Annotated in this window: 13 protein-coding genes and 1 riboswitch; of the genes, 5 read left to right on the forward strand and 8 right to left on the reverse strand. The window is 57.5% G+C overall.

Annotation, left to right across the window (positions count from 1 at the left end; genetic code table 11):
- Positions 1 to 296: 296 nt before the first annotated feature.
- Both KYK14_RS02265 and KYK14_RS02270 read right to left on the reverse strand, forming a co-directional pair.
- Positions 297 to 929, reverse strand: a complete 633-nt coding sequence (locus KYK14_RS02265; RefSeq protein ID WP_219156596.1) for a peptidase associated/transthyretin-like domain-containing protein — start codon at positions 927 to 929, stop codon at positions 297 to 299.
- A 424-nt stretch (positions 930 to 1,353) separates the two neighbouring features.
- Positions 1,354 to 4,794, reverse strand: a complete 3,441-nt coding sequence (locus KYK14_RS02270; RefSeq protein WP_219156598.1) for a DUF7948 domain-containing protein — start codon at positions 4,792 to 4,794, stop codon at positions 1,354 to 1,356.
- 63 nt (positions 4,795 to 4,857) lie between these two features.
- Here KYK14_RS02270 and KYK14_RS02275 point away from each other — a divergent pair, with 63 nt between their 5' ends.
- From KYK14_RS02275 to KYK14_RS02285, 3 genes are all read left to right on the forward strand, one after another.
- Positions 4,858 to 6,117: an endonuclease/exonuclease/phosphatase family protein gene (locus KYK14_RS02275; RefSeq protein ID WP_219156600.1), complete on the forward strand. Its 1,260-nt coding sequence runs from the start codon at positions 4,858 to 4,860 to the stop codon at positions 6,115 to 6,117.
- Between the two features lie 230 nt (positions 6,118 to 6,347).
- Positions 6,348 to 7,850 carry a cysteine--tRNA ligase gene (gene cysS / locus KYK14_RS02280; RefSeq protein WP_219156602.1) on the forward strand — a complete coding sequence of 501 codons (1,503 nt, stop codon included), beginning with the start codon at positions 6,348 to 6,350 and terminating at the stop codon, positions 7,848 to 7,850.
- A 107-nt stretch (positions 7,851 to 7,957) separates the two neighbouring features.
- Positions 7,958 to 8,980: a M28 family peptidase gene (locus KYK14_RS02285; RefSeq protein WP_208306574.1), complete on the forward strand. Its 1,023-nt coding sequence runs from the start codon at positions 7,958 to 7,960 to the stop codon at positions 8,978 to 8,980.
- A 57-nt stretch (positions 8,981 to 9,037) separates the two neighbouring features.
- Here the strand turns inward: KYK14_RS02285 and KYK14_RS02290 are convergent, their stop codons facing one another.
- The 4 genes from KYK14_RS02290 to KYK14_RS02305 all read right to left on the reverse strand — a co-directional run bounded on the left by KYK14_RS02290 (position 9,038) and on the right by KYK14_RS02305 (position 13,631).
- Positions 9,038 to 9,940, reverse strand: coding sequence for a S66 peptidase family protein (locus tag KYK14_RS02290; RefSeq protein ID WP_219156604.1), 903 nt, complete (start codon positions 9,938 to 9,940; stop codon positions 9,038 to 9,040).
- 68 nt (positions 9,941 to 10,008) lie between these two features.
- On the reverse strand, positions 10,009 to 11,043 hold the full coding sequence (locus tag KYK14_RS02295; protein ID WP_219156606.1) for a homoserine O-acetyltransferase family protein: 1,035 nt from the start codon (positions 11,041 to 11,043) through the stop codon (positions 10,009 to 10,011).
- A 237-nt stretch (positions 11,044 to 11,280) separates the two neighbouring features.
- Positions 11,281 to 12,660, reverse strand: a complete 1,380-nt coding sequence (locus KYK14_RS02300) for an O-acetylhomoserine aminocarboxypropyltransferase/cysteine synthase family protein (protein WP_219156608.1) — start codon at positions 12,658 to 12,660, stop codon at positions 11,281 to 11,283.
- Between the two features lie 339 nt (positions 12,661 to 12,999).
- Positions 13,000 to 13,116: riboswitch (SAM riboswitch) on the reverse strand.
- Positions 13,117 to 13,328: 212 nt separating this feature from the next.
- Positions 13,329 to 13,631: a LysM peptidoglycan-binding domain-containing protein gene (locus KYK14_RS02305; RefSeq protein ID WP_185281461.1), complete on the reverse strand. Its 303-nt coding sequence runs from the start codon at positions 13,629 to 13,631 to the stop codon at positions 13,329 to 13,331.
- Between the two features lie 227 nt (positions 13,632 to 13,858).
- Here KYK14_RS02305 and KYK14_RS02310 point away from each other — a divergent pair, with 227 nt between their 5' ends.
- Complete coding sequence (locus KYK14_RS02310; protein ID WP_219156610.1) at positions 13,859 to 14,266, forward strand: copper resistance protein NlpE; 408 nt, start codon at positions 13,859 to 13,861, stop codon at positions 14,264 to 14,266.
- A gap of 106 nt (positions 14,267 to 14,372) precedes the next feature.
- Here the strand turns inward: KYK14_RS02310 and KYK14_RS02315 are convergent, their stop codons facing one another.
- Positions 14,373 to 15,452 (reverse strand): lysylphosphatidylglycerol synthase transmembrane domain-containing protein, encoded by a 1,080-nt coding sequence (locus KYK14_RS02315; protein WP_219156611.1) that lies wholly within the window; start codon positions 15,450 to 15,452, stop codon positions 14,373 to 14,375.
- A gap of 216 nt (positions 15,453 to 15,668) precedes the next feature.
- Here KYK14_RS02315 and dxs point away from each other — a divergent pair, with 216 nt between their 5' ends.
- The gene (dxs, locus tag KYK14_RS02320) at positions 15,669 to 17,612 is read left to right on the forward strand and encodes a 1-deoxy-D-xylulose-5-phosphate synthase (RefSeq protein WP_208306569.1); all 1,944 of its coding nucleotides are present in this window, start codon (positions 15,669 to 15,671) and stop codon (positions 17,610 to 17,612) included.
- A 71-nt stretch (positions 17,613 to 17,683) separates the two neighbouring features.
- Here the strand turns inward: dxs and KYK14_RS02325 are convergent, their stop codons facing one another.
- A complete protein-coding gene (locus KYK14_RS02325; RefSeq protein ID WP_343217048.1) occupies positions 17,684 to 20,605 on the reverse strand; it encodes a PKD domain-containing protein in 2,922 nt (973 codons plus the stop codon).
- Between the last annotated feature and the right edge of the window lie 101 nt (positions 20,606 to 20,706).

The following is a 20,706-nucleotide window of genomic DNA, read 5'->3' on the forward strand; positions in this document are numbered from 1 at the left end:
TCGTCAAAATACTAGGTGGTAGTGGCACCTAGGGATAAAATGCGGAGGGGCGTTTTCCGGTTTTCTGAATAGAGTTGGGGAGTAGGCAGGGTAGCCACCCGCACGGTGCGGGTAGTGGTGCTTGAGTATGCGCAGCGTTAGCAGGTAAGCTTGGCCGAACCGGTGAAGCCTGCAGGTGGCGTAAACAGACCGTCGACCATAACGTAGGAGTTGCTCTAAGTGCCGCCGGCCGCGGTGGCGCGCAGGAGGAAGGGTTGGGTAGTGCCTAAATAAATAGTAGTTTACTCTTCGTCTATCTAAAAAGGAATACGCACCGTGACAGTGTCTAATGGAATGAGTGGTAAGATGTGCTGGCCTGTAACCTCGGGGGAGAGGTCAGGGGTAATGCGCCAGTAGATAAATCCCTCCGTGGTATTGTAGTAAGGAAAGACCACGGAAGTGTCGCGTGGGAAGTTCAAAGTATAGCCTCCACCTCCAAAACCGGAAAAAAATATCCGAACCCGGCTTTTAGGCGGTTCATCAACGAGTTGCACCTTGATCCAGGCGGGGGCGAGCACGGGCACTTGCAGGCCCTGGTTCTGGCGCCCGCCCTTCAGGCTGGGAGCCTTGAGCCAGTCGGTGAAGTGGCCCAGCGGGGTGCTGGCGCGCACGATGTAGTCGCTGGCGTCTTCGGTCTCGAAGCGGAAGCGAAAGCGCCCCTGCGCGTCGGTGGGGTAGCTGGTCCCGACGGGGGCATAGCCGCCGCTGCCGAAGCCGCCGCCGCGGCTGGCCTGCTCAACCTGCACCGTGGCGTGAGCCACGGGCTGCTGAGTCTGGCTGTCCACGACCTGGCCCTCGACTAGCGTGGGACCCGACTCTTCAGCGCAGCCACTCAGTAACGCAGCCAGCAGCAGGTAGCGGCCGGTAGCATATAAGAACACACGTGACATGGAAATAAGAGAAAATAAAACAACTAGAAACAGGGTTCGGGTATATGTATATATAGAAGCAGGCGTACCATCGGTAACAAAGTGCCTGTTGCGTTAGGCGATGTGGCATCACGCCACAAACAGAACGTATTCAGCAGCTATGCACTATCTCTTGTATATCGTTTGCTTACAGAAGGCGAAGGCAGAACTAAAAGATAGGCTACAATCAGTGCTTTAATATTAAATAAAAAAAGTGAAGAAAATAAGCTACTGCGGTTTAAGGCAAGTGATATTCTCTCTGTAGGAAAAGCTATAAGTAAATACGATGTAAATGCCTGTTTGTTAAAATGATAAAATATAATTTAAATGTACTTAACTTATATAGAAGGATAATATTTGAAATTCGATATTATTGAAAATTTACAACTTGTTCATATAATCATACTCAACGTCTGACTTCTACCCAACCTTTAATCGTGCGGCCGGCCGTGTCGCGGAGGTGATAATAGTACACCCCATCCGGCAGATTGTCGGCGTGCCAGTCGTTGCGGTACGTCTCGGTTTCATACACTTTCGTGCCCCAGCGGTTGAACATTTTCAGGGCGGCTGGCTGGCAGCTGAAGCGCGGCACAAAGGTTTCGTTTTTGGTGTCGTGGTTGGGCGTAAAAATATTAGGCACGAACACGTCGCCTACCTCCACGGGGGCAAACTGCGTCACGACCACGCAATTGGCGTAGCGGGCCGTTAGCTGCACGCGGTAGCTGCCGCCTTTGGTGTACTCGTGGCTGGGGTTGGCGTCGGTGGATTTCGTGTTGTCGCCGAAGTCCCACTCATAGCTGCCGCCGGGTAGTATCGGCTCAAACTGCACGGTGAACGGGGCCAACCCCGCGTACTGTGGGGCGGCGGTGCATTCGGGTACGTTCAGGACCACGTTGGAGGCAGAAACGGGGGCTAGTACTACCTGTTGGGTGCCGGTGTTTTCGCAGCCATCAAGGGTAGCATAGCGGTAGGTGAGCGTGATGTTAGCGCCTTTGCCCTTGGTATCGGGTGGCGTGAACATGCCGGACGACGATACGCCCGTGCCGGTCCAGGTGCCCCCGGCCGGAGAAGCCGCCGGCAGTTGAAACGCTTGTAGCTGGTCGGCGCAGAGCGTAATAACTGGGTTGGTGGTAATGATAGGGAGCGGCTGCACCGTGACGGCCATCGTAGACACAGTGCAGCTCACCGTGTCGGCGAGCGAATACGTGAGCGTGTGCGTGCCCGCGCCGGCCCGGCTGGGGGTAAAGCTGTTGTTTGCAACGCCAGGACCACTCCAGGTGCCACCGGCTACGGCGGCCGCAAGGGGTAGGGCCGCCGTGCTGCTGACGCATAGGGTAGGCATGGCTGTAAGAGCGACGGGCAACGTGCCCGTTATCACGTAGCGCACGGTGGTGCTGCTCACGCAGGTGCCCGTAACGGGGGCGGAGTAGGTAAGGAAGTAGGAGCCTGCACTCAGGTTGGCCGGCGAGAATTGGTAGGAGCCCGAAGCGGTTCGGGTCACGCCAGGGCCGCTCCAAGTGCCACCGGCGGGCGTGCCGCCCAACGTCATAGGAGACGCGCTGGCGCACACGTAGCGCACCGGGCCGGGGTTGGAGCGCACCGGCAGGAAGTCAATCTTGAACGCGGCATTGTTGCAGTTGCTGCTGCGGTTGGTGCTGGAATACGTGCTGGCGCCAGGTGGTATAGGGAAACTGGAATTGCCCCCGCAACCACCGCACACAGCCTGGTACACCACGCCCCGCTTATCGAAGCGCGAGGTACCACCATCTACGTGTTCCCCAGAGCGGCCGGTGCCCCCAAAGAAGGTAGCGTACTCCAGCCGCACCATGCCCGGCGTAAACTGGGCCAGGTAGAAGTCGGAGCCGTCGGTTTCTTTTTGAATGGCGTTGGCCGTTGTAGGCAGGCTGTAGGTGTTGCCGCTGTAGTTGGTGTTGCCGCCCCAACCGCTGATATAAATCCGCTCACACTCGTCTACCAGAAAAGCCGTGGGCGAAATGTTGGGGTCGGCGGCGCCCGAGCCGAAGGTGCTGATGTATTCGCTGCGCGTGAGGTTGTGGTCGAGCTTCTGCACAAACTGATGGCCGTTCGGGACGCCATACACGCCCGCGGTAGCCGTCATCCGGCCACGTGTCTGACCCAGAATATAGACGTTCTCATCCCCATCAAGCTGCAAAAAATACGCTTGGTCGGTGGCGCTGGTACCCAGGTAGGTGAGGTGCTCCAAAGTAGCGCCATCGGCGCTGATGCGGGCCGCAAACCCATCGATGCCACCTTGGCGGGTAGGGCGGTAGCTGCCGGTGGTGCCGGGCAGGTTGCTGCTGACAGTACCACCGCAGATAAAGACTTCGTGCGCCTTATCTACTTGAATGGAGTAGGCCGCGTCGTTGCCGGCACCGCCCAAATACGTACTCCACGCCAGCGTGTGCAGATCAGCCGAGAACTTGCAGATAACCGCATCGGAAATACCGCCCCCCATACGGCGCTGGAAGCCTGTGGCCGGAAAGTTGTTGCCAGTAGTGGAAGAAGCCAGGTATACATTGCCCTCGGCATCGGTGGTGACATCGCCCCGAAACTGGTCGCCGTAGTTCTGCACCAGGTCATCACCAATGCGCTCCAGGATGCCGTCGTTGGCGGAGCTGCCCAGGTAGGTAGAGGCCAGCAAGGCGCTGCCGTTTGCGCTGAGCTTGCTGATGATGATGTCGGAGCCACCGGGGTAGTCCAGGCCCGGATCGGGGGTGAAGGTGGTACCGCCGTTGTAGGTGCGGTCGTAGGCGCCGGCGCTGGTTGGGTAATTGCCGGAACTGGTAGAACCCAGTATCACCAGCTCACCCTGCGGATTCACTACTAGGCTCTGCGGCACCTCGGCGCCGCTACCTCCTATGTAAGTGGCGTATAACCGGGTAGCGGTGCCGCTCGCCTTGGTGTTGTATTTAATGATGCCAATGTCGGTGTTGCCGCTCCAGCTGGTGCTGTACGCTCCGCGCGACACTGGGAAGCCGAGGGCGAATACCGTACCGCCCGAATACATGTTGCTCTGGGCATCGTAGGTGGCCGTGAAGCCCCAGTTGTCGGCCGTGGAGCCGGTGAACGACGAAAATTCCAGGGTAGGGTCGATGACAAGCGGCAGGCGGTGGTCGTACTTGCCCAGCTGAAACGTGAGCGTGTTGCCGGTGAGCACAAAGGCCACTGGTACGGCCACCCGCCGGCCGTTACGCTCCTGCCAGGCCTGCGGGGCCTGCTCCGTTACGTGGCCCACGCTGGTAGTAATTACCAGGTTGCCGTGGTCGAGGCGCAGCTGGGCACCGTCGTAGCGCAGGCTGATTTGCTCGGGCTGGGCGCCGGGCTGCACCGTGAAATCGTACTCCAGTAGCTGCCGGCTGTTTTCATACAGTCGCATCCCAATGCCAGGGTAGAGCTTGTCGTAGCGTACCGTGTGGTAGCCCTGCGCGGCGCTGGCCCAGCGCTCTTCCTGGTTGCCCAGGAAATAGTTGCGCTGCCCGGCAGTGGGCTCTTCTCCTTGCAGCACGGCATCGGGGTTGGCTCCCACAAACTCCACGCTGTAAGCATGCGCGCGTACTTGGTCGGTGATTTCCGCCGCTACGTGGTCGTGGTGGGCGCGCAGGGCCGCCGGGTCTACAAAGGCGTAGGTGAAGCGGGTAGGGCTCAGAAACAGGCGGCCAGCGGGTAGCTCGGCCGCAAAAGCAGCTTGGTCGTTCCACTGCCCGCGGTTCTCCACAAACTCCAGCGTGCGCGCATCCGGCGTAGCAGACGCAAACGCCGGTAGGGTGCTGGTAATCAAACTAGTAATCAAAGCGCACAAGCCAGTGCGTAGGGTAGAAATAAGCATAGGCGGATAAGGTAAAAACGCAGGTAATGTACGGACAAAAAACTGTTTCCTGCCCTTCCAAAGTTGCCAAAAGATCAGGCTTGTAGTGCTTCCGCTGTCGCCAATCCGCCCCGAAATCCTACCTTTGCCAGCGGACCCGCGTTGCCGGCGCAGGCCTGCTTTTCCGCCGATTTTCGTGGCCTGTGCCACGCCGTAGTGCCTGTGCGTCGTTCCTTTGCTTTTAAGTCTACCCTGCTCATCATCCTGTGGGTGCTGGTGACCATTGCCTGCATGCAAGTGCCGGCCCGCACGTTCTGGCCTGCGGCGTTTGGCGCTCTTACCCTGCCGGTGGCGTTGGGCTTCAACGTGGGCGCCCTGTTCTACTGGCTGCTGCGTAGCTGGCGGGTAGCAGCGTTGCCGCTGTTGGTGGCGGTGCTCACGTGGCCGCACTTCCAGCGTGGGCTAGCGCTGCACCCACTGCACGTGGTGCCGCCTACCAGCGCGCCTGGCCAGCTGGTGCGGGTGCTCAGCGCCAACGTGCGCATTTTCAATGTATACCCACAGCTACGCGATGCGGGCCTCACTTCCTCTCGCCGGCTAATTGAGTGGGTTGCCACTAACCCGGCCGATATCATCTGCCTGCAAGAGTTCTACAACGAGCCCAAAGCCACTCAGGATGGCGACGTGTTCAATGCTGTACGACGCATTGGGCCGGCGCAGGGTAGGGAAGTGTTCGTGTCGAAATCATTGACAAACAGTATAGGAGCGGAATTTGGGTTAGCCATTTTCTCGCGGTTCCCGATTGTCAACCGCGGCACCATTTCCTTTGGCAAGCTCACGCAGAACCACGCCATGTTTGCCGACCTACGTCTACCCTCCGGCGACACAGTGCGGGTGTTCAACTTTCACCTGCAAAGCATGAGCATGGAGGAGCGCGACATTGTGGACAGCTACTCCAGCAAGGCCGGGTTCAAGCAGAAAGGCCGTGGGCTGCTGGCGCGGTTCCGGCGCGGCATGGTGGCGCGCAGCGTGCAGATCGACTCGCTCACGCGCCGATTCGACCGTAGCCCCTACCCACTACTACTCTGCGCCGACCTTAACGACCTGCCCTATAGCTACAGCTACGACCAACTAGCCGACCGCTACCAAAACGCCTGGGCCAGCATCGGCAACGGGGTAGGGGCCACCTACAACGGCCGCATACCCTTCGTGCGCATCGACAATCAATTTGTGAGCGATGAGTGGACCATCGACGACGTGCAGGTGCACCGCGAAATTCCGTATTCCGACCATTTTCCACTCACGGCGCGCTACCGTTTGCACGTGTCAACACCGGCAAAGTAGTGTTATGTACTGGCAATTGAACTTTATATACTGTTGAGCTTCGACTTTATACTACGCAAACTGACTTTTGTACTTAGTTGCGTCATAAAACAAGAAAAAACAGGACGCCGGAAACGAAACGGCCTCGAACTAGTTAGCTGTTCTTACTCGCTAATTGTTTGTCTGACGGCCGCACACAAAATCAGTGCAAGCCGCTGAATCAGCAATATCTGCGATTTACCTTTGCCTTCATGGAGCACCCGCTTTCCCTCTACAATACCCTCACGCGCCGCAAGGCCCCGTTCGAACCTCTACACGCGCCGTTTGTGGGTGTGTATCTGTGCGGCCCTACCGTCTACAGCGAGGCGCACCTAGGCAATGCCCGTGGCCCGGTGGTGTTTGATGTGCTGACGCGCTACCTGCGCTACCTTGGCTACACCGTGCGCTACGTGCGCAACATCACCGACGTAGGCCACCTCGAAAGCGACGCCGACGAGGGTGAGGACAAACTGGCAAAGAAGGCCCGCGCCCAGCAGCTGGAGCCCATGCAAGTGGCCGAAACCTACGCCCACCGCTACCACCACCACATGGCGCAGTTGGGCAACTTGCCGCCCGACATCGAGCCTCGTGCCTCTGGCCACATCACCGAGCAAATCACGATGATCGAGGAAATCATCGCCAACGGCTTTGCCTACGAGGTGAACGGCTCAGTGTATTTCGATGTGCCTACCTACAACGAGAGCCACAACTACGGCAAGCTCTCCAACCGCAACATCGACGAGCTGTTGGCCGGCACCCGCGACAACTTGGCGGGCCAGAGCGAGAAACGCTCCCCGCTGGACTTTGCGTTGTGGAAAAACGCGTCGCCCGAGCACATTATGCGCTGGCCCTCACCCTGGGGCGAAGGCTTTCCGGGCTGGCACCTGGAGTGCTCGGCCATGAGCCGCAAGTACCTGGGCAAGGAGTTCGACATCCACGGCGGTGGACTGGACCTGATGTTTCCGCACCACGAGTGCGAAATTGCCCAGAGCCAAGCCAGTCACTCGCACACCGATGAGTCGCAGGTATGGATGCACAACAACATGATTACGGTGAACGGCACGAAGATGAGCAAGTCGACGGGCAACTTCATCACCCTCACCGACTTGTTTGCCGGCACCACCGAGGCGCTGTCGCAGGTGTTTTCGCCCATGGTGGTGCGCTTCTTCCTGCTGCAAGCCCACTACCGCTCGCCCGTAGATGTGACGGAGGACGGCTTGCAAGCCGCCCGCAAAGGCTACCGTAAGCTCATGAACGGCCTGCGCCTACTCGACAAGCTGGCCCTACCCGAAGGTACCGAGCGCGCCCCCGACACTGAAAAGGCCGATGCTGAGCTGCGCAAGCTGACGGCCGACTGCTTCGTGGGCCTCAACGACGACCTGAACACGGCCCGCTGCGTGGCCAGCCTGTTCAACCTGCTGCGCAAGCTGAACGGCTACGGAGCCAATCTGGCTACCCTCGCCAACGTGAGCGAGGCTGCGTTGCAGGAAACTACCGCTGCCTACCGTGCGTTGGTGACCGACATTCTGGGCCTGGCCGACGAGCCTCGCGCCGACGCCGAGCAACTGCTGCACCTCACGCTGCACTTCTACCAAGAAGCCAAAGCTGCCAAAGACTACGCAAAAGTGGACGAAATCCGGGCCGCGCTTAAAGAGCAGGGCATTGTGGTGAAAGACACCAAAGCAGGTGTTGATTGGGCGTACAGCGAAGAGTAGGTTTGTCGTTAACGCAATACGTTTTGACGTAGAAAATCACTTCGTCTGACCGTCATTCTGGGCTTGTCGAGGAATGACGTTCTTAGCGCGCTATTTATTTCAATAAAATGACCCAAAAATTCTCCTGGCTGGCTCCTGCGCTGGCGTTGCTGCTGCTCGTAACGGGTTGTAAGAAAGACAACCAGGCCGAAACCACCGCCACCGCACCCGAAACGCCTGCCCTACCCAAAGCCCCCGCTTTCAACGCCGACTCGGCCTATGCCTACACAGCTAAGCAGGTAGCGTTTGGGCCGCGTGTGCCCAACTCCAAGGCCCACGTAGCCACCGGCAACTGGATTGTAGACAAGTTTAAAAGCTTTGGGCTAAGTGTGCGCGAGCAGCCGTTTGAGGCGATGGCGTTTGATGGTAAGATGCTGCGCAGCCGCAACATCATTGCGCAGTTCAACCCGCAGGCGGGGCGGCGCGTGGCGGTGTTTGCCCACTGGGACACGCGCCCGTTTGCTGATAAAGACAAAGAGAACAAAAACGCCCCGCTCGATGGGGCCAGCGACGGCGCCAGCGGCGTGGGCATTGCCTTGGAAATGGCCCGCCAGCTCAGCATGCAGCCCGATAGCCTGGAGCCCAATGTGGGCGTCGACTTTATCCTGTTCGACTCGGAAGACTACGGTTATGACGAATCGACCCAGAGCGACCTGAAAAACCGCATTACCGACGGTACCGATAGCTGGTGCCTGGGCTCACAATATTGGGCCAAGAACAAGGTGCCAGCTAATTATAACCCTAGCTTCGGCATTCTGCTGGATATGGTAGGCGCTCAAAACGCCAAATTCAGCCGCGAGGAGCTGTCGGTGCAGAACGCTAAAGACGTAGTAGATAAGGTGTGGAATAACGCCTCCAACCTCGGCTACTCCGACTACTTCCTGTTCCAAAGCGCCCCCGGTATCGACGACGACCACGTATACACCAATCAGGCCGGTGTGCGCACTATCGACATCATCGACCACCTACCCGTAGGCGACGAGTACTTCCCCGCCTACCACCACACTACCCTCGATAATATGGACATCATCGACAAGCGCACGCTGAAAGCCGTGGGCCAAACGGTGCTGACGACGATTTACGGCGAGTAAACAAGTTATCTATAAAAGCAAAGGGCCACCGCGTTACAACGCGGTGGCCCTTTGCTTTTATAAGTACTGTAGTTGTGTACCGTCCCTATTCACCAGTAGCCGTGCCCTGCGCCCCACCACCAGCGCCATATTTTCGGGCTCGTGGCCTACCGGGAAGCCGTATGCTACCGGGAAATTATACTTGTTGGCGTAGGTAGCAATGATTTCCTCGGGCGTCTGCCCGAAAGGCACTGTATTGTCCTGCGGAGCCGAGAAGTGACCGACCACCAAGCCCGCCAGATTACGCAGCTTGCCGGTGCGGTCAAGGTGCACCAGCATCCGGTCGATGCTGTAGAGATACTCCTCTACATCCTCTAAAAACAAGATGCGTCCGGCCGTAGATACATCGGAAGCGGTGCCAGTAATGGTTTGAAGCAGACTAAGGTTGCCGCCTACCAGCTCACCTTCGGCCGTACCTAAACGGTTGAGCAGGTGCAACGGCACAGCATACGAAACTGGCTCCCCGAATAGCACCCGCCGCAGACTTTCCAACGATGCCTCACCGCCCGCCTGATGAAATAGCAGCGGCATCACGCCGTGAATGCTCGCGTGGCCCAGGGCCAGCAAATGGCAGTTCAGAGCCGTGATGTCGCTGAAGCCGGCTACCCATTTGGGGTTGGCAGCGAAGCCAGAAAAGTCTACCTGGTCGAGGATGCGGGTGGTGCCGTAGCCGCCGCGCGCCACCAAAATCGCGCGGATATCGGGGCGGTCCAGCATTTGCTGCAAATCCTGCCGGCGTACCTCATCGGAGCCGCCAAACTGATGCTGCGCGACGTTGGTGGACGCACCCAGTACTACCTCTAGGCCCCATGCAGTGAGGGTAGCAACGGCGGCGGCAAGCTCTTCGTGCGAGGCTTTGCGGGCGGTGCAAACAATGGCAACCCGGTCGCCGGGTCGGAGGGTAGGAGGGAGGGTAGGCATAACGTAGCAGCTTGTTCGGCGCAAACCTACTCAACAAACACACTACTTATATAGGTGAACAAGTGTAGCTACTGGGCTAGCGCAGTAGCATAGAACTGCGCCAAATGGTGCGCAATCTGCTCTACCTCAATCAAAAAGCCATCGTGCCCGTAGCGGGAGTCCATTTCGGCGTAGGTGGCGCCGGGAATGTGCTGCGCTAGGAATTGCTGCTCGCTGGGCGGAAACAGCACATCGGAAGAAATACCCAGAACCAGCGTATGCGCCCGGATGCGGGCCAGTGCTTCTGCTGCGCCTCCTCGTTCCCTACCCAAATTGTGCGAGTCCATAGCCCTCGATAGCGTTACGTAAGAATACGCATCGAAACGAGCCGCGAGCTTTTGGCCCTGGTAGCGCTGGTAGGCGCTGGCGCGGAAATCAGTGAGCTTCTCGTCGGTGTCTTCCTGCTGCGTTTGGCCGTAGGCATCGTAGGTGCGGTAGCTGAGGAGCGCTACGGCCCGAGCTGCTTGCAAGCCAGCCTGGCCGCCGTCGGGTGTGGCCGCGTGGTAGGTAGGGTCAGCCAGAATGGCCATGCGTTGGGCTTCGTTGAAGGCAATGCCCCAGGGCGAATGCCGGGCGCTGGTAGCCAGCACCACCAAATGCTCGAATAAAGCAGGCTGCTGCACGGCCCACTCCAAGGCTTGTTGCCCGCCTAGCGAGCCACCTATCAGCGTGTGAATTTGTGTGATGCCCAGGTGCTGGCACAACAACTCGTGGGCGGCCACCTGGTCGCGGATGGTGACCAGGGGAAACGCCTGGTAGGGCGCCGGCGCGCCGGGCGCGGCTGGCGTGAGCGGCCCCGTGGAGCCGTAGCAGGAGCCCAGCACATTGGCGCACACGATAAACCAGTCGGCCGGATCGTAGTAAAAGCCCGCACCAAACAAGCCGGGCCACCACGTCAGCACGTCGGCGTTGGCCGTGAGGGCGTGGCACACCCATATCACATTGGTGCCAGCGGCATTCAGCGTACCCCAGGTGCAGTAAGACACCTGCATCTGGGGTAGGGAGGTGCCACTCTCCAGCGGAAAGGGCTCAGGTGATACAAAAAGGTGAGTTGAATCCTCCATAAAACGCGAAAAGCAGGCAGTGGTACCAGCCGCCGTATTGCGCCCGGTACGCACTTCCTGCGCATAGAATATACCTCAAATTGGAGCCGGTGCCGAGGGAACGTTTAAAAGTCCCACCCCAAAAACAAAACCCAGTCGGCACCGGACCAATTAGATTGTCATTTCGAACGCAGTGAGAAATCTGAGTGAAGACCCCAGGTTTTACTCAGATTTCTCACTGCGTTCGAAATGACAGGCTTATACTTCCAGCGGCTGCACGTGCTCCTTGGCTGGCTTTTGCAGCGCCTCCTCCGACTCGTCGGGGGTAGCGAGGTTTTTCACCGCATCAAAAGCTTGTTGCAGGTCACCTTTGATGTCTTCAAAGTGCTCAATGCCTACTGAGAGGCGCAGGGAGGTAGGCGTCACGCCCGAGGCTAGCTGCTCTGCTTCCGACAACTGCTGGTGCGTGGTAGCCGAAGGCTGGATGATGAGCGTTTTGGCATCGCCTACGTTGGCCAAGTGGCTCACTAGCTTCAGGTTGTCGATGAACTGAGTAGCCGTTTCCTTCGAGCCTTTGATGCTGAACGTAAGCACGCCGCCTGCGCCTTTGGGCAGGTATTTCTGCGCCAGGGGGTAGTAGGGGCTGCTTTGTAGACCAGGGTAGTTCACCGATTCCACTTGCGGATGCTGCTCCAGCCAGTTCGCAATTTTCAGGGTGTTTTCTACCGTGCGCTCCACGCGCAATGAGAGCGTTTCCAGGCCAATCAGCAACTGCCAGGAGTTGAAGGGGCTGATGGCGGGACCAAAGTCGCGCAGGCCCTCTACCCGTGCCCGAATGGCAAAAGCGATGTTGCCAAATGGCCCGCCTACTCCAAATACGTCGTTGAACACCAGACCGTGGTAGCCATCGGAAGGCTCTGTGAACTGCGGGAACTTGCCGTTGCCGAAGTCATACTTGCCGCCGTCTACAATCACGCCGCCCACGCTGGTGCCGTGGCCGCCAATCCACTTCGTGGCCGATTCTACCACGATGTGCGCGCCGTGCTCCAGGGGGCGGAACAGGTAGCCGCCCGCCCCGAAGGTGTTGTCTACTACCACCGGCAGGTCGTGCTTCTCAGCAATAGCCGTAATCTTTTCGAAGTCTGGAATGCTGAAGCTGGGGTTGCCGATGGTTTCCAGGTAGATAGCCTTGGTTTTGTCGTCAATCAGCTTCTCAAATTCCTCGGGCTTGTCGCCATCGGCAAAGCGTACTTCAATACCCAGCCGCTTAAATGCTACCTTAAATTGGTTGTAGGTGCCACCATAGAGGTAGGTGGTGCTCACGAAGTTGTCGCCGGCCTGCAAGATGTTGTTGAGGGCGATGAACTGCGCCGCCTGACCCGAACCTACTGCCACAGCCGCTACCCCGCCTTCCAGAGCCGCCACGCGCTGCTCAAACACGTCGGTGGTAGGGTTCATCAGGCGGGTGTAGATGTTGCCAAACTCCTTCAGTGCAAACAGGTTAGCACCGTGCTCAGCGTTTTTGAAGACGTAGGAAGTAGTCTGGTACAAGGGTACAGCACGAGCGCCCGTGGTAGGGTCGGGTTGTTGGCCGGCGTGGAGTTGGAGGGTTTCGAAGTGGAGGTTCTGCGTAGACATATGGAAAACGAAAAAACGAGTCAGAGAAGAAGAAAAAAAGCAGGATTGGGAAACTCCAGGGGCTGTCGGAGCCGGGCCAGGGACGCAGCAGGGCGTGCGTCGGAGGAGAGGGGCCGCTCGTGCGCAGGGCATGAAGCGGCGTGCTGGCAAGGGAAAGGAGCGATGCGCGCTACGGCAGCATCAAAAAGCTACATCCGACAACCCCAACACATTCGCATTCGCACCGGCGCAGTAGCCCGTGAAACGCAAGAACTCGCAAAACTTTCGGAACACGACGAGGCGGCCGGAGTGTGCGAGTAGGTAGGGATGATGTCGGAAGAAAGCAACATGTGGTACTCAAGGTTATAGTTCCCGCCGGCAATACGCCAAGCGGGCAGGAATTGGCACCTGTCGCGCTTCCGCGGATGGTTGCCAGTGGGTCAGGGAGCCTGTTCTCTCGCCACTTCTGTATAAATCTCAAAAAAACTACCCCATCGTGTTGGGGGAGTACCGGGTTGGTGGTTGCAAATGTAAAGGCAGGATTTTAAAATCCAAACTTTAATAAAAATATTTTTTTGAAGGCGTAGCAGGAAAAGCAACTGGGCTGCCAGGGTCGTAGGAGCGAGGGATACACAATAAAAAAGCCGCTTTCTATAGTAGAAAGCGGCTTTTCGATATGTTGGATTAGCTTAGAGCTTAGGCAACTGAAGCACTTGGCCTACCTCGATTTTGTCGGGGTTGCTGCCGATGGTGCCTTTGTTGGCATCATAAATCTGGTGCCACTTGCTGGCGTCGCCGTAGTGATTTTTGGCAATTTTGGAGAGCGAGTCGCCGCTTACTACCGTGTAGGTTTCGCTCGTGGTAGCTGCTGCGGTAGTGGTATCGGCTTTGCTGTTGCCGAAGAAATCGGTGTCGGCATTGGCGTTGGGCGTCCCGGCGGCGGGGGCAACAGGTTTTTCTTCGCCTTTATTCAGAAAATCAAAGAGTCCCATGATATATCAAATGCTAGGAGGTGAGGGAACTAGGAAAAACCGCATGTGGCTGAGCCTCATACGGTCTTGCGTAACTTACGCTTGCCGGGCATTTTGGTTGTGCGGAGCACGGTAGCGCTTGCGTGTGGTAAACTCTTTCGAGCTAGGGGCGTAGAAGTCGCAATATCGGCGCAGTGCTATACCGTATTGTGCGATTTGCTTTTATTCACCCCATTTCACTCCTCCCTATGAAACGTTTTCCCCTTTCTTACCTAGCCAGTTTGTTGATGCTGGTGTCTCTGTTCATGGCTAGCTGTAGCTCAGAAAACAAAGTAGGCGAAACCAACCTGCTCTATGGCACCGACAGCAAAACCTGGACAACTGACAAAGAAACCAATGCCGCCGGCGAAAAAGTGGCCCAAACCAGCGCCGACAAGAAAACAGAGCTAAAATTCTACGCCAATGGTTCGTTCAATATGTCGTCGCCCGCGCAGAGCATGCAGGGCAACTACACCTTCGACCAAACGGCCAAGAAAATAACCCTCACGCCTACTGGCGCGCCCAATTCTATGACGTTCGACGTGGTGAACCTGACCAAGGATGAAATCACGCTGAAAGCTCCCGACGGCTCGCAGATGATGCTGGAAGCTCAATAGAAATATTGGGTTTTAAGTGTCGAATTAGCTTTGACACACAACACAAAAGGCCCGCTGACTATCTTAGTCAGCGGGCCTTTTGTGTTGTGTAGGAAGGGTAGGCTCATTACGACGCCATAACCTCGGCCGCTGCTCGCCGGCCAAACACCCGGCCTACCCACCGCGGCAGGAAAATGGCGCCGAATACCAGGTACAGGTAGTAGGTAGTGATGCGATAGAGTAGCACAATGAAATTGGTCATGGTGGGCGTGCCGATGAATTTGCCGAAGAAGGTAGGGAAAGCACCTTCGGCAATACCTGCGCCACCGGGCGTAATAGCCAGCAACAGAATTACTTTGTAGGTAAGGTTGCGGGCGAAAATCATGGCAAAATCGTGGCCCGTAACCTGAATGAAAGCGGCAATAATGCAGCCGATAACCGCGTAGCGGGCCGTCCAGACGAAAATGGTAGAGAAGATGGCCCGCAGCCAGTAGCCCGAGCCGTTGCCACGCAGCTGGGCCGAGGCCGCTACCATTTCGGCGCCGTGCTGGTAGGCGCTGCCACGCCACCGCCGCAGCAGCTGCCACGAAAAGAACCGCACCAGAAACCGTCGCACCGATATGGGGTTGATAAACAGCGCGTACAACATCAGCCCGGAGTAGAGCGACACCATCACGTAGCTCAGCACAAAGGCAATTTGCAAGGTAGTGATGAGGCCGCTGTGCAGGGTTTCGTCGGGGTAGAGGCCCTCGCCGGCCAGCAGCACCACTAGCGGAACCAGCACCACATAGTACATATTATCCAGCAGGGCCGTCACCATCACATAGGCCAGCGATTTGCCTAACGTAATGCCTTCTTTATTTAGCAGAAAGGGTGCTACCGAGGTGCCGCCTACCGCGGAGGGTAGAACACAGGAGGCAAATTCCCAGACCATAATTACCTCCATGCTAGCCCGCCAGCTTAATACTTTCTCCGAAATGTGCCGGATGCGGTACATATAGCCCGCATCGCGGGCAATAAGCACGAGTAGGGTGATAAATAACCAGTGCAATTTTGCATTGGCCAGTGGGGCAAGGTCGCCGGGCTTGTAGCTGCGCCAGAACATGAAGCCCACTACACTCAGCCCCAGCAGCACTGGCAGCACGATGCGCGAAGGGCGCAGTTTGTGAAGCAGTTGCTGTTCCTGAGAGTCTTCAATAGGTGGCATATGCAGGTAGGGTAGGGAAAACAAAAGTAGGTATTAATCAGGCTGGCCCGGAATTGGTTGCTAGGCAGTAAGTCAGGAGCAAGGTATCGTACAACCGCGCCTTCGGAAAAGTCGTACCTTTGTCTAGTGTACGGCATGTAACGTATGGTTGGGTTCGAGCAACGTCATCCGGCCGATTAACCGACACTATTTCTAGCTTATTCTGCTCTCTCTACGATGATTGTTGAACCTGGTCCCCTGCTGGCGGCAATAGACTCGCCCGACGACTTAAAAAAGCTCAGCCCCGAGCAGCTCGTACAGCTCAGCCAGGAACTCCGACAATTCATTATTGATTCTGTTTCCATCTACGGCGGACACTTCGGTGCTTCACTGGGCGTGGTGGAGCTTACAGTGGCTTTGCACTACGTTTTCAATACCCCTTACGACCAATTGGTGTGGGATGTGGGCCACCAGGCCTATGGTCACAAAATCTTAACAGGCCGTCGCAACCAGTTTCCTACCAACCGCCGCTACCACGGCATGTCGGGCTTCCCGAAACGCACCGAGAGTGAGTACGACGCCTTTGGGGTAGGGCACAGCAGTACCAGCATTGGCGCTGCGCTGGGCATGGCCGTGGCCAGCGAGTACAAAGGTGAGCACGACCGCCAGCACATTGCCGTGATTGGCGACGGCGCCATGACGGCCGGTATGGCTTTCGAAGCCCTTAACCACGCCGGGGTAGAAAACTCCAATCTACTGGTGGTGCTCAACGACAACTGCATGAGCATCGACCCCAACGTGGGCGCACTCAAGGAATACCTCACCGACATCACTACCTCCCGCACCTACAATAAAGTGCGCGACGAGCTGTGGAACGTGCTGGGTAAGCTGTCCAAATTTGGCCCAAACCCTCAGCAAATTGCCCGCCGAGTAGAGCAGGCCATGAAGGCTACCTTGCTGAAGCAAGGCAACCTGTTCGAGGCATTGAAGTTCCGTTACTTCGGCCCAGTGGATGGACATGATGTGCAGCACCTTGTCACCATCATGCGCGACCTCAAGAATATTCCCGGCCCCAAACTGCTGCACTGTGTGACGGTGAAGGGCAAAGGTTACGCACTGGCTGAGAAGGACCAGACGCTGTGGCACGCGCCGGGCTTGTTCGACAAGATTACGGGCGAGATCTACAAGAAAACTCCCGACAAGCCCCAGCCGCCTAAGTATCAGGATGTATTTGGGCATACGCTGGTAGAACTGGCCGAGCAAAACGACAAAGTGATGGGCGTGACGCCCGCCATGCCGTCGGGCTCGTCGATGAATATTATGATGAAGGCCATGCCCGACCGCGCCTTCGACGTGGGCATTGCCGAGCAGCATGCCGTTACGTTTTCGGCGGGCCTGGCTACCCAGGGGCTGGTGCCGTTCTGCAACATCTACTCGTCGTTTATGCAGCGCGCCTACGACCAAGTGGTGCACGACGTGGCCCTGCAAAACCTGCACGTCGTATTCTGCCTTGACCGCGCCGGGTTTGCCGGCGCCGATGGCCCTACCCACCACGGCGCCTACGACCTGTCGTACATGCGCTCGATTCCGAATATGGTGGTAGCCGCTCCCATGAACGAGGAAGAGCTGCGCAACCTGATGTACACGGCCCAACTACCCGAAAACGCAGGTCCATTCACCATTCGCTACCCCCGCGGCGAGGGCGTGATGCCGGAGTGGCGCACGCCGCTCAAGAAGTTGACGGTAGGCACGGGTCGCGTGGTGCGCAAGGGCCAAGGTGTGGCTATCCTGACCATCGGCCACATTGGCAACTACGCCGTGCGCGCCACCAAGGAACTAGCCGCCGAAGGCCTCAGCACTGGTCACTACGATATGCGCTTCTGCAAGCCGCTGGATGAGGAAATGCTACACGACGTATTCAGTCGCTACCGCGCCATCGTGACGGTAGAAGATGGCTGCCTACCCGGCGGCTTCGGCTCGGCGGTGCTGGAGTTCATGGCCGACCACGGCTACTCCCTACCCGTGCGCCGCCTCGGCATCCCCGACCGGGTGGTGGAACACGGCACCCAAGACGAGCTATACAAGGAGTGCGGCTTCGACGCAGCCGGTATCGCCGCCGCCGTGCGCGAGATGAGCGGGAAGATAGAAGCTCTAGCGCCGGTGGAAAAGGTGTTGCTGTAAGCTTGCTGATTCTGACATGAAAAGGCCCCGCCGGACGCAACGTCCGGCGGGGCCTTTTGGCTTATGTGGCATTAGTGAAGACTGATACGCTGCGTTGGCAACGCCTCATGGGCTAGTCGTAGAAAATAAATTCCTTTCGGTAGATGACTTAAATTAGCCTCAGTGGTACCCCTGGCTCCTACGACTAGTGGGAGCGTTTGCACCAAGCGGCCAGTGGCGTCCCATATTTCCGCGCTGTGGCTGCCCGCCATATGCGTTGGAAGTTGCATCTGCACGTAGCCCGTAGAGGGGTTGGGGTAGATACTCCAAGCAGCCGAAGACAGCTGGCTGGGACGAGTGGCTGTAACGGCACCCGCATCTACTATCACCGCAAAATCACGCACCATCTCGTACTCTTCATTGCGGGTACAGGGCCTGGGTTGACTAGCAAATTGCCGGTAATAATCAAACTGCTGCTGGTATGCCAGCCGTAAACGTAGCGGCCGGCCGGTGGGGGTATTGGGCGGTGGTGTAATGGTGCCAGTGCGGGTAAACATAACCGGCTCTTTGGTAGAGTTAAATAGTAACTCATCCGGCGTAAACTCCCCGTCGTCGTTGCTATCCAGCCACATGTACAAGGTATGATAGTAAATATTCTGGCCGATTAGGGTAAAAGGTTGCGCCTGTCCCTGAGCCAGTCGAATGGTGGTTGCAGTGCAGGTATTATCGAGGTAGCCGGGCGCACGAAGCGTGTCTCCGTAAACCAGATTGCCTAATTTCAATTGAGCTATCCGGTAGTCGTAGGTGAATGCTCCTGAACGCGGAACACACGCGGCCGGGCGCACGCCAGGCGCAGTGCCGGTTACGATTACGGCGTTGGTCTGCGTGGTCGTATGGCTACCATAGCGGTTCGTAGCCCGCAGCGATACAGTGTAGGTGCCGGGAGCGGCGTAGGTATGCTGCGGATGCTGCTCGCTGGCAGTAGTGCCGTCGCCAAAGCTCCACTGCCACGCCGTCGGTACGGACTCGCTCTGGTCTCGGAACTGCACTGTCCCTGTGCAGGAGTTTGGCCAGTCTACCGCAAAGCCCGCACGGGGAGGTGCGGCGTCCGGCAGCAGCAGTACAGTGTAGTCTTCCGTAGAAGTATTAAAAGAAAAGGGTGTACAGGAGTCGGAAGCCAATTGATCTTGTCCATAAATCAGTAAGCGCAGGCGTGTGGCCCCAAGCCGAGCGTTGCGGGGCACTGTAAACGTGAGCCGGTACGGGCTGTAGCTATTAGTAGCTTGAGGCGTCACTAACTCGGAGGGTCCCATCTGTCCATCCTGATTGTAGTCAATCCAGGCTACCACGTGCGCCCACACGTCGGCCGAGGCAAAGGTTCGCTCCAGTGACTCAGTCCGTAGTTCATAGGTTTTTCCCAGTTGCAAGGTGGCCGTTAGCTGGGTGAAGTCGCGGTAGCCCACGCCCCAGGCGCGAGGTGCGACGTTGTCTAGATCAGCCAACTGCACGCGGGTGAAATAGAACGGAATATCGGGGGTGCCGCCGTATCCTTCCGGGGTACAATAGCTGGGGCAGGCGCCGGCCACCACTACGGTCTGACGAGCAGTAGTGCTGCCAAATGTATTTTGGGCTGTAAGCTGCACATCGTATGTGCCGGGTTGAGTATAGGTGTGCGCGGGGGGCTGCGCTAGGGTAGAGGTGGTGCCATCGCCAAAGTTCCACTGATAAGCGGTGACAGTACCAATGGTAGTATTATCGAACTGTACGCGCACCGGGCCACAAAATTGTTGGTAGTGCATGGCTATACTGGCCGTAGGCGGCACTGTATTGGGTAGCACCGTTATGCCATAATCTTCTACCTGACCGCTGGTAACGTCGCGGCAGGGACTAGCCGCCGCGCCACTGGCAAAATCCGCTACTACGCGTAGCCGCAGCACTTTATTATATACCATACCTGTAGGAAGCGAAGGGACGGCCAATGCTATGGTAGGGCTTTGCACACCCAAGCCTTCGTAGAGCAACTCGGTGGATGAAAACTGCCCATCGTCGTTGCGGTCCAGATAAATGCGCACGTCGTGGCCGTTGGCACCTGTGGTGAGGCGAAGCGAGTAAGGCTGATCGACCGTAAGAGTAGCCTGGGAACGGCAGCTAAAATCCTGGTACCCCTCGGCCCCGTCGCCCGAGCGCTGATCGATGTCCAGGAGTTGTAGCCGGGTGATACCAAATCCGCAGCAGTAGGCTAGCGTGCGTGGTTGGCAAGTGGCCGGTCGGGGTGCCGAAGCCCGCACCACTACGTAATCTGTTTTGGTCAGCGCATCGCATCCGGTGGCATTGCACACCCGTAGCCGAACAGAATAACGGCCGGGGACCGCATACTGATGCTGTGGGTGTTGCGCGGTAGAGGTGGTGCCGTCGCCAAAATCCCACTCCCAACTGGTAGGCGTGTTGCGCGAGCGGTCCTGCCACTGTACCAAGCCGCTACAGGAGAGGCTGTCGGGCGTGCTGAAAGCTGCTTGTGGCAACAACGTGCCACTGGTTAGTACCACACCATAGTCTTCGGTCTGCGAGTACTCGGGGGAGGAGCAGGGGGTAGGGAAGGGAGCGTTGGCATTATCGGCCGCGATGCGTAGGCGCAGGTGCTGCTGAAGCACGGCATTGGCGGGCACCGTGAAGGTAGCACTATGCTTGCGGGCATCATTGGAAAGCAGCACCAACTCCTTGGCGGGGTCAAAAACACCGTTGTTATCGAAGTCAATCCATGCCCGCACATTCTCATCGACGTTGGGGTTGGTTTGCACGGTGAGCGTATAGCTGCCCTGACGAACTAGGGTAGTAGTTTTGGTGCAGCTATAGTTCTGGTAGCCATCAGTACCTCCTAGCGTGGTATGATCGAGTTGGCCCAATTGCACCCGGTAAATGCCCATGCCAAAAATGGCATTTGCGGCGGGTGCTGCGCCGGGCGTGCAACTGGCGGGTGCCGGACACTGCGCCGCTGCATGAGCCGCGTTCCACACCAACAAACAGCCAACTAAAAAACGTCGTAATGAGTATCTCGCTTTCACGGGTAATCGTAGCCTTAAATTTCAATCAATAGTTGAAGGGCTGATCGAAGTCG

This window comes from Hymenobacter profundi (assembly GCF_019334315.1).
In the GTDB taxonomy this organism is placed as follows: Bacteria; Bacteroidota; Bacteroidia; order Cytophagales; family Hymenobacteraceae; genus Hymenobacter; species Hymenobacter profundi.

Bases quoted from the DNA above. Each gene is read 5' to 3' on its own strand.
- KYK14_RS02265 (WP_219156596.1), bottom strand. From the start codon at position 929: ATGTCACGTGTGTTCTTATATGCTACCGGCCGCTACCTGCTGCTGGCT.
- KYK14_RS02290 (WP_219156604.1), bottom strand. From the start codon at position 9,940: ATGCCTACCCTCCCTCCTACCCTCCGACCCGGCGACCGGGTTGCCATT.
- cysS (WP_219156602.1), top strand. From the start codon at position 6,348: ATGGAGCACCCGCTTTCCCTCTACAATACCCTCACGCGCCGCAAGGCC.
- KYK14_RS02285 (WP_208306574.1), top strand. From the start codon at position 7,958: ATGACCCAAAAATTCTCCTGGCTGGCTCCTGCGCTGGCGTTGCTGCTG.
- KYK14_RS02305 (WP_185281461.1), bottom strand. From the start codon at position 13,631: ATGGGACTCTTTGATTTTCTGAATAAAGGCGAAGAAAAACCTGTTGCC.
- KYK14_RS02315 (WP_219156611.1), bottom strand. From the start codon at position 15,452: ATGCCACCTATTGAAGACTCTCAGGAACAGCAACTGCTTCACAAACTG.
- KYK14_RS02270 (WP_219156598.1), bottom strand. From the start codon at position 4,794: ATGCTTATTTCTACCCTACGCACTGGCTTGTGCGCTTTGATTACTAGT.
- KYK14_RS02300 (WP_219156608.1), bottom strand. From the start codon at position 12,660: ATGTCTACGCAGAACCTCCACTTCGAAACCCTCCAACTCCACGCCGGC.
- KYK14_RS02295 (WP_219156606.1), bottom strand. From the start codon at position 11,043: ATGGAGGATTCAACTCACCTTTTTGTATCACCTGAGCCCTTTCCGCTG.
- dxs (WP_208306569.1), top strand. From the start codon at position 15,669: ATGATTGTTGAACCTGGTCCCCTGCTGGCGGCAATAGACTCGCCCGAC.
- KYK14_RS02310 (WP_219156610.1), top strand. From the start codon at position 13,859: ATGAAACGTTTTCCCCTTTCTTACCTAGCCAGTTTGTTGATGCTGGTG.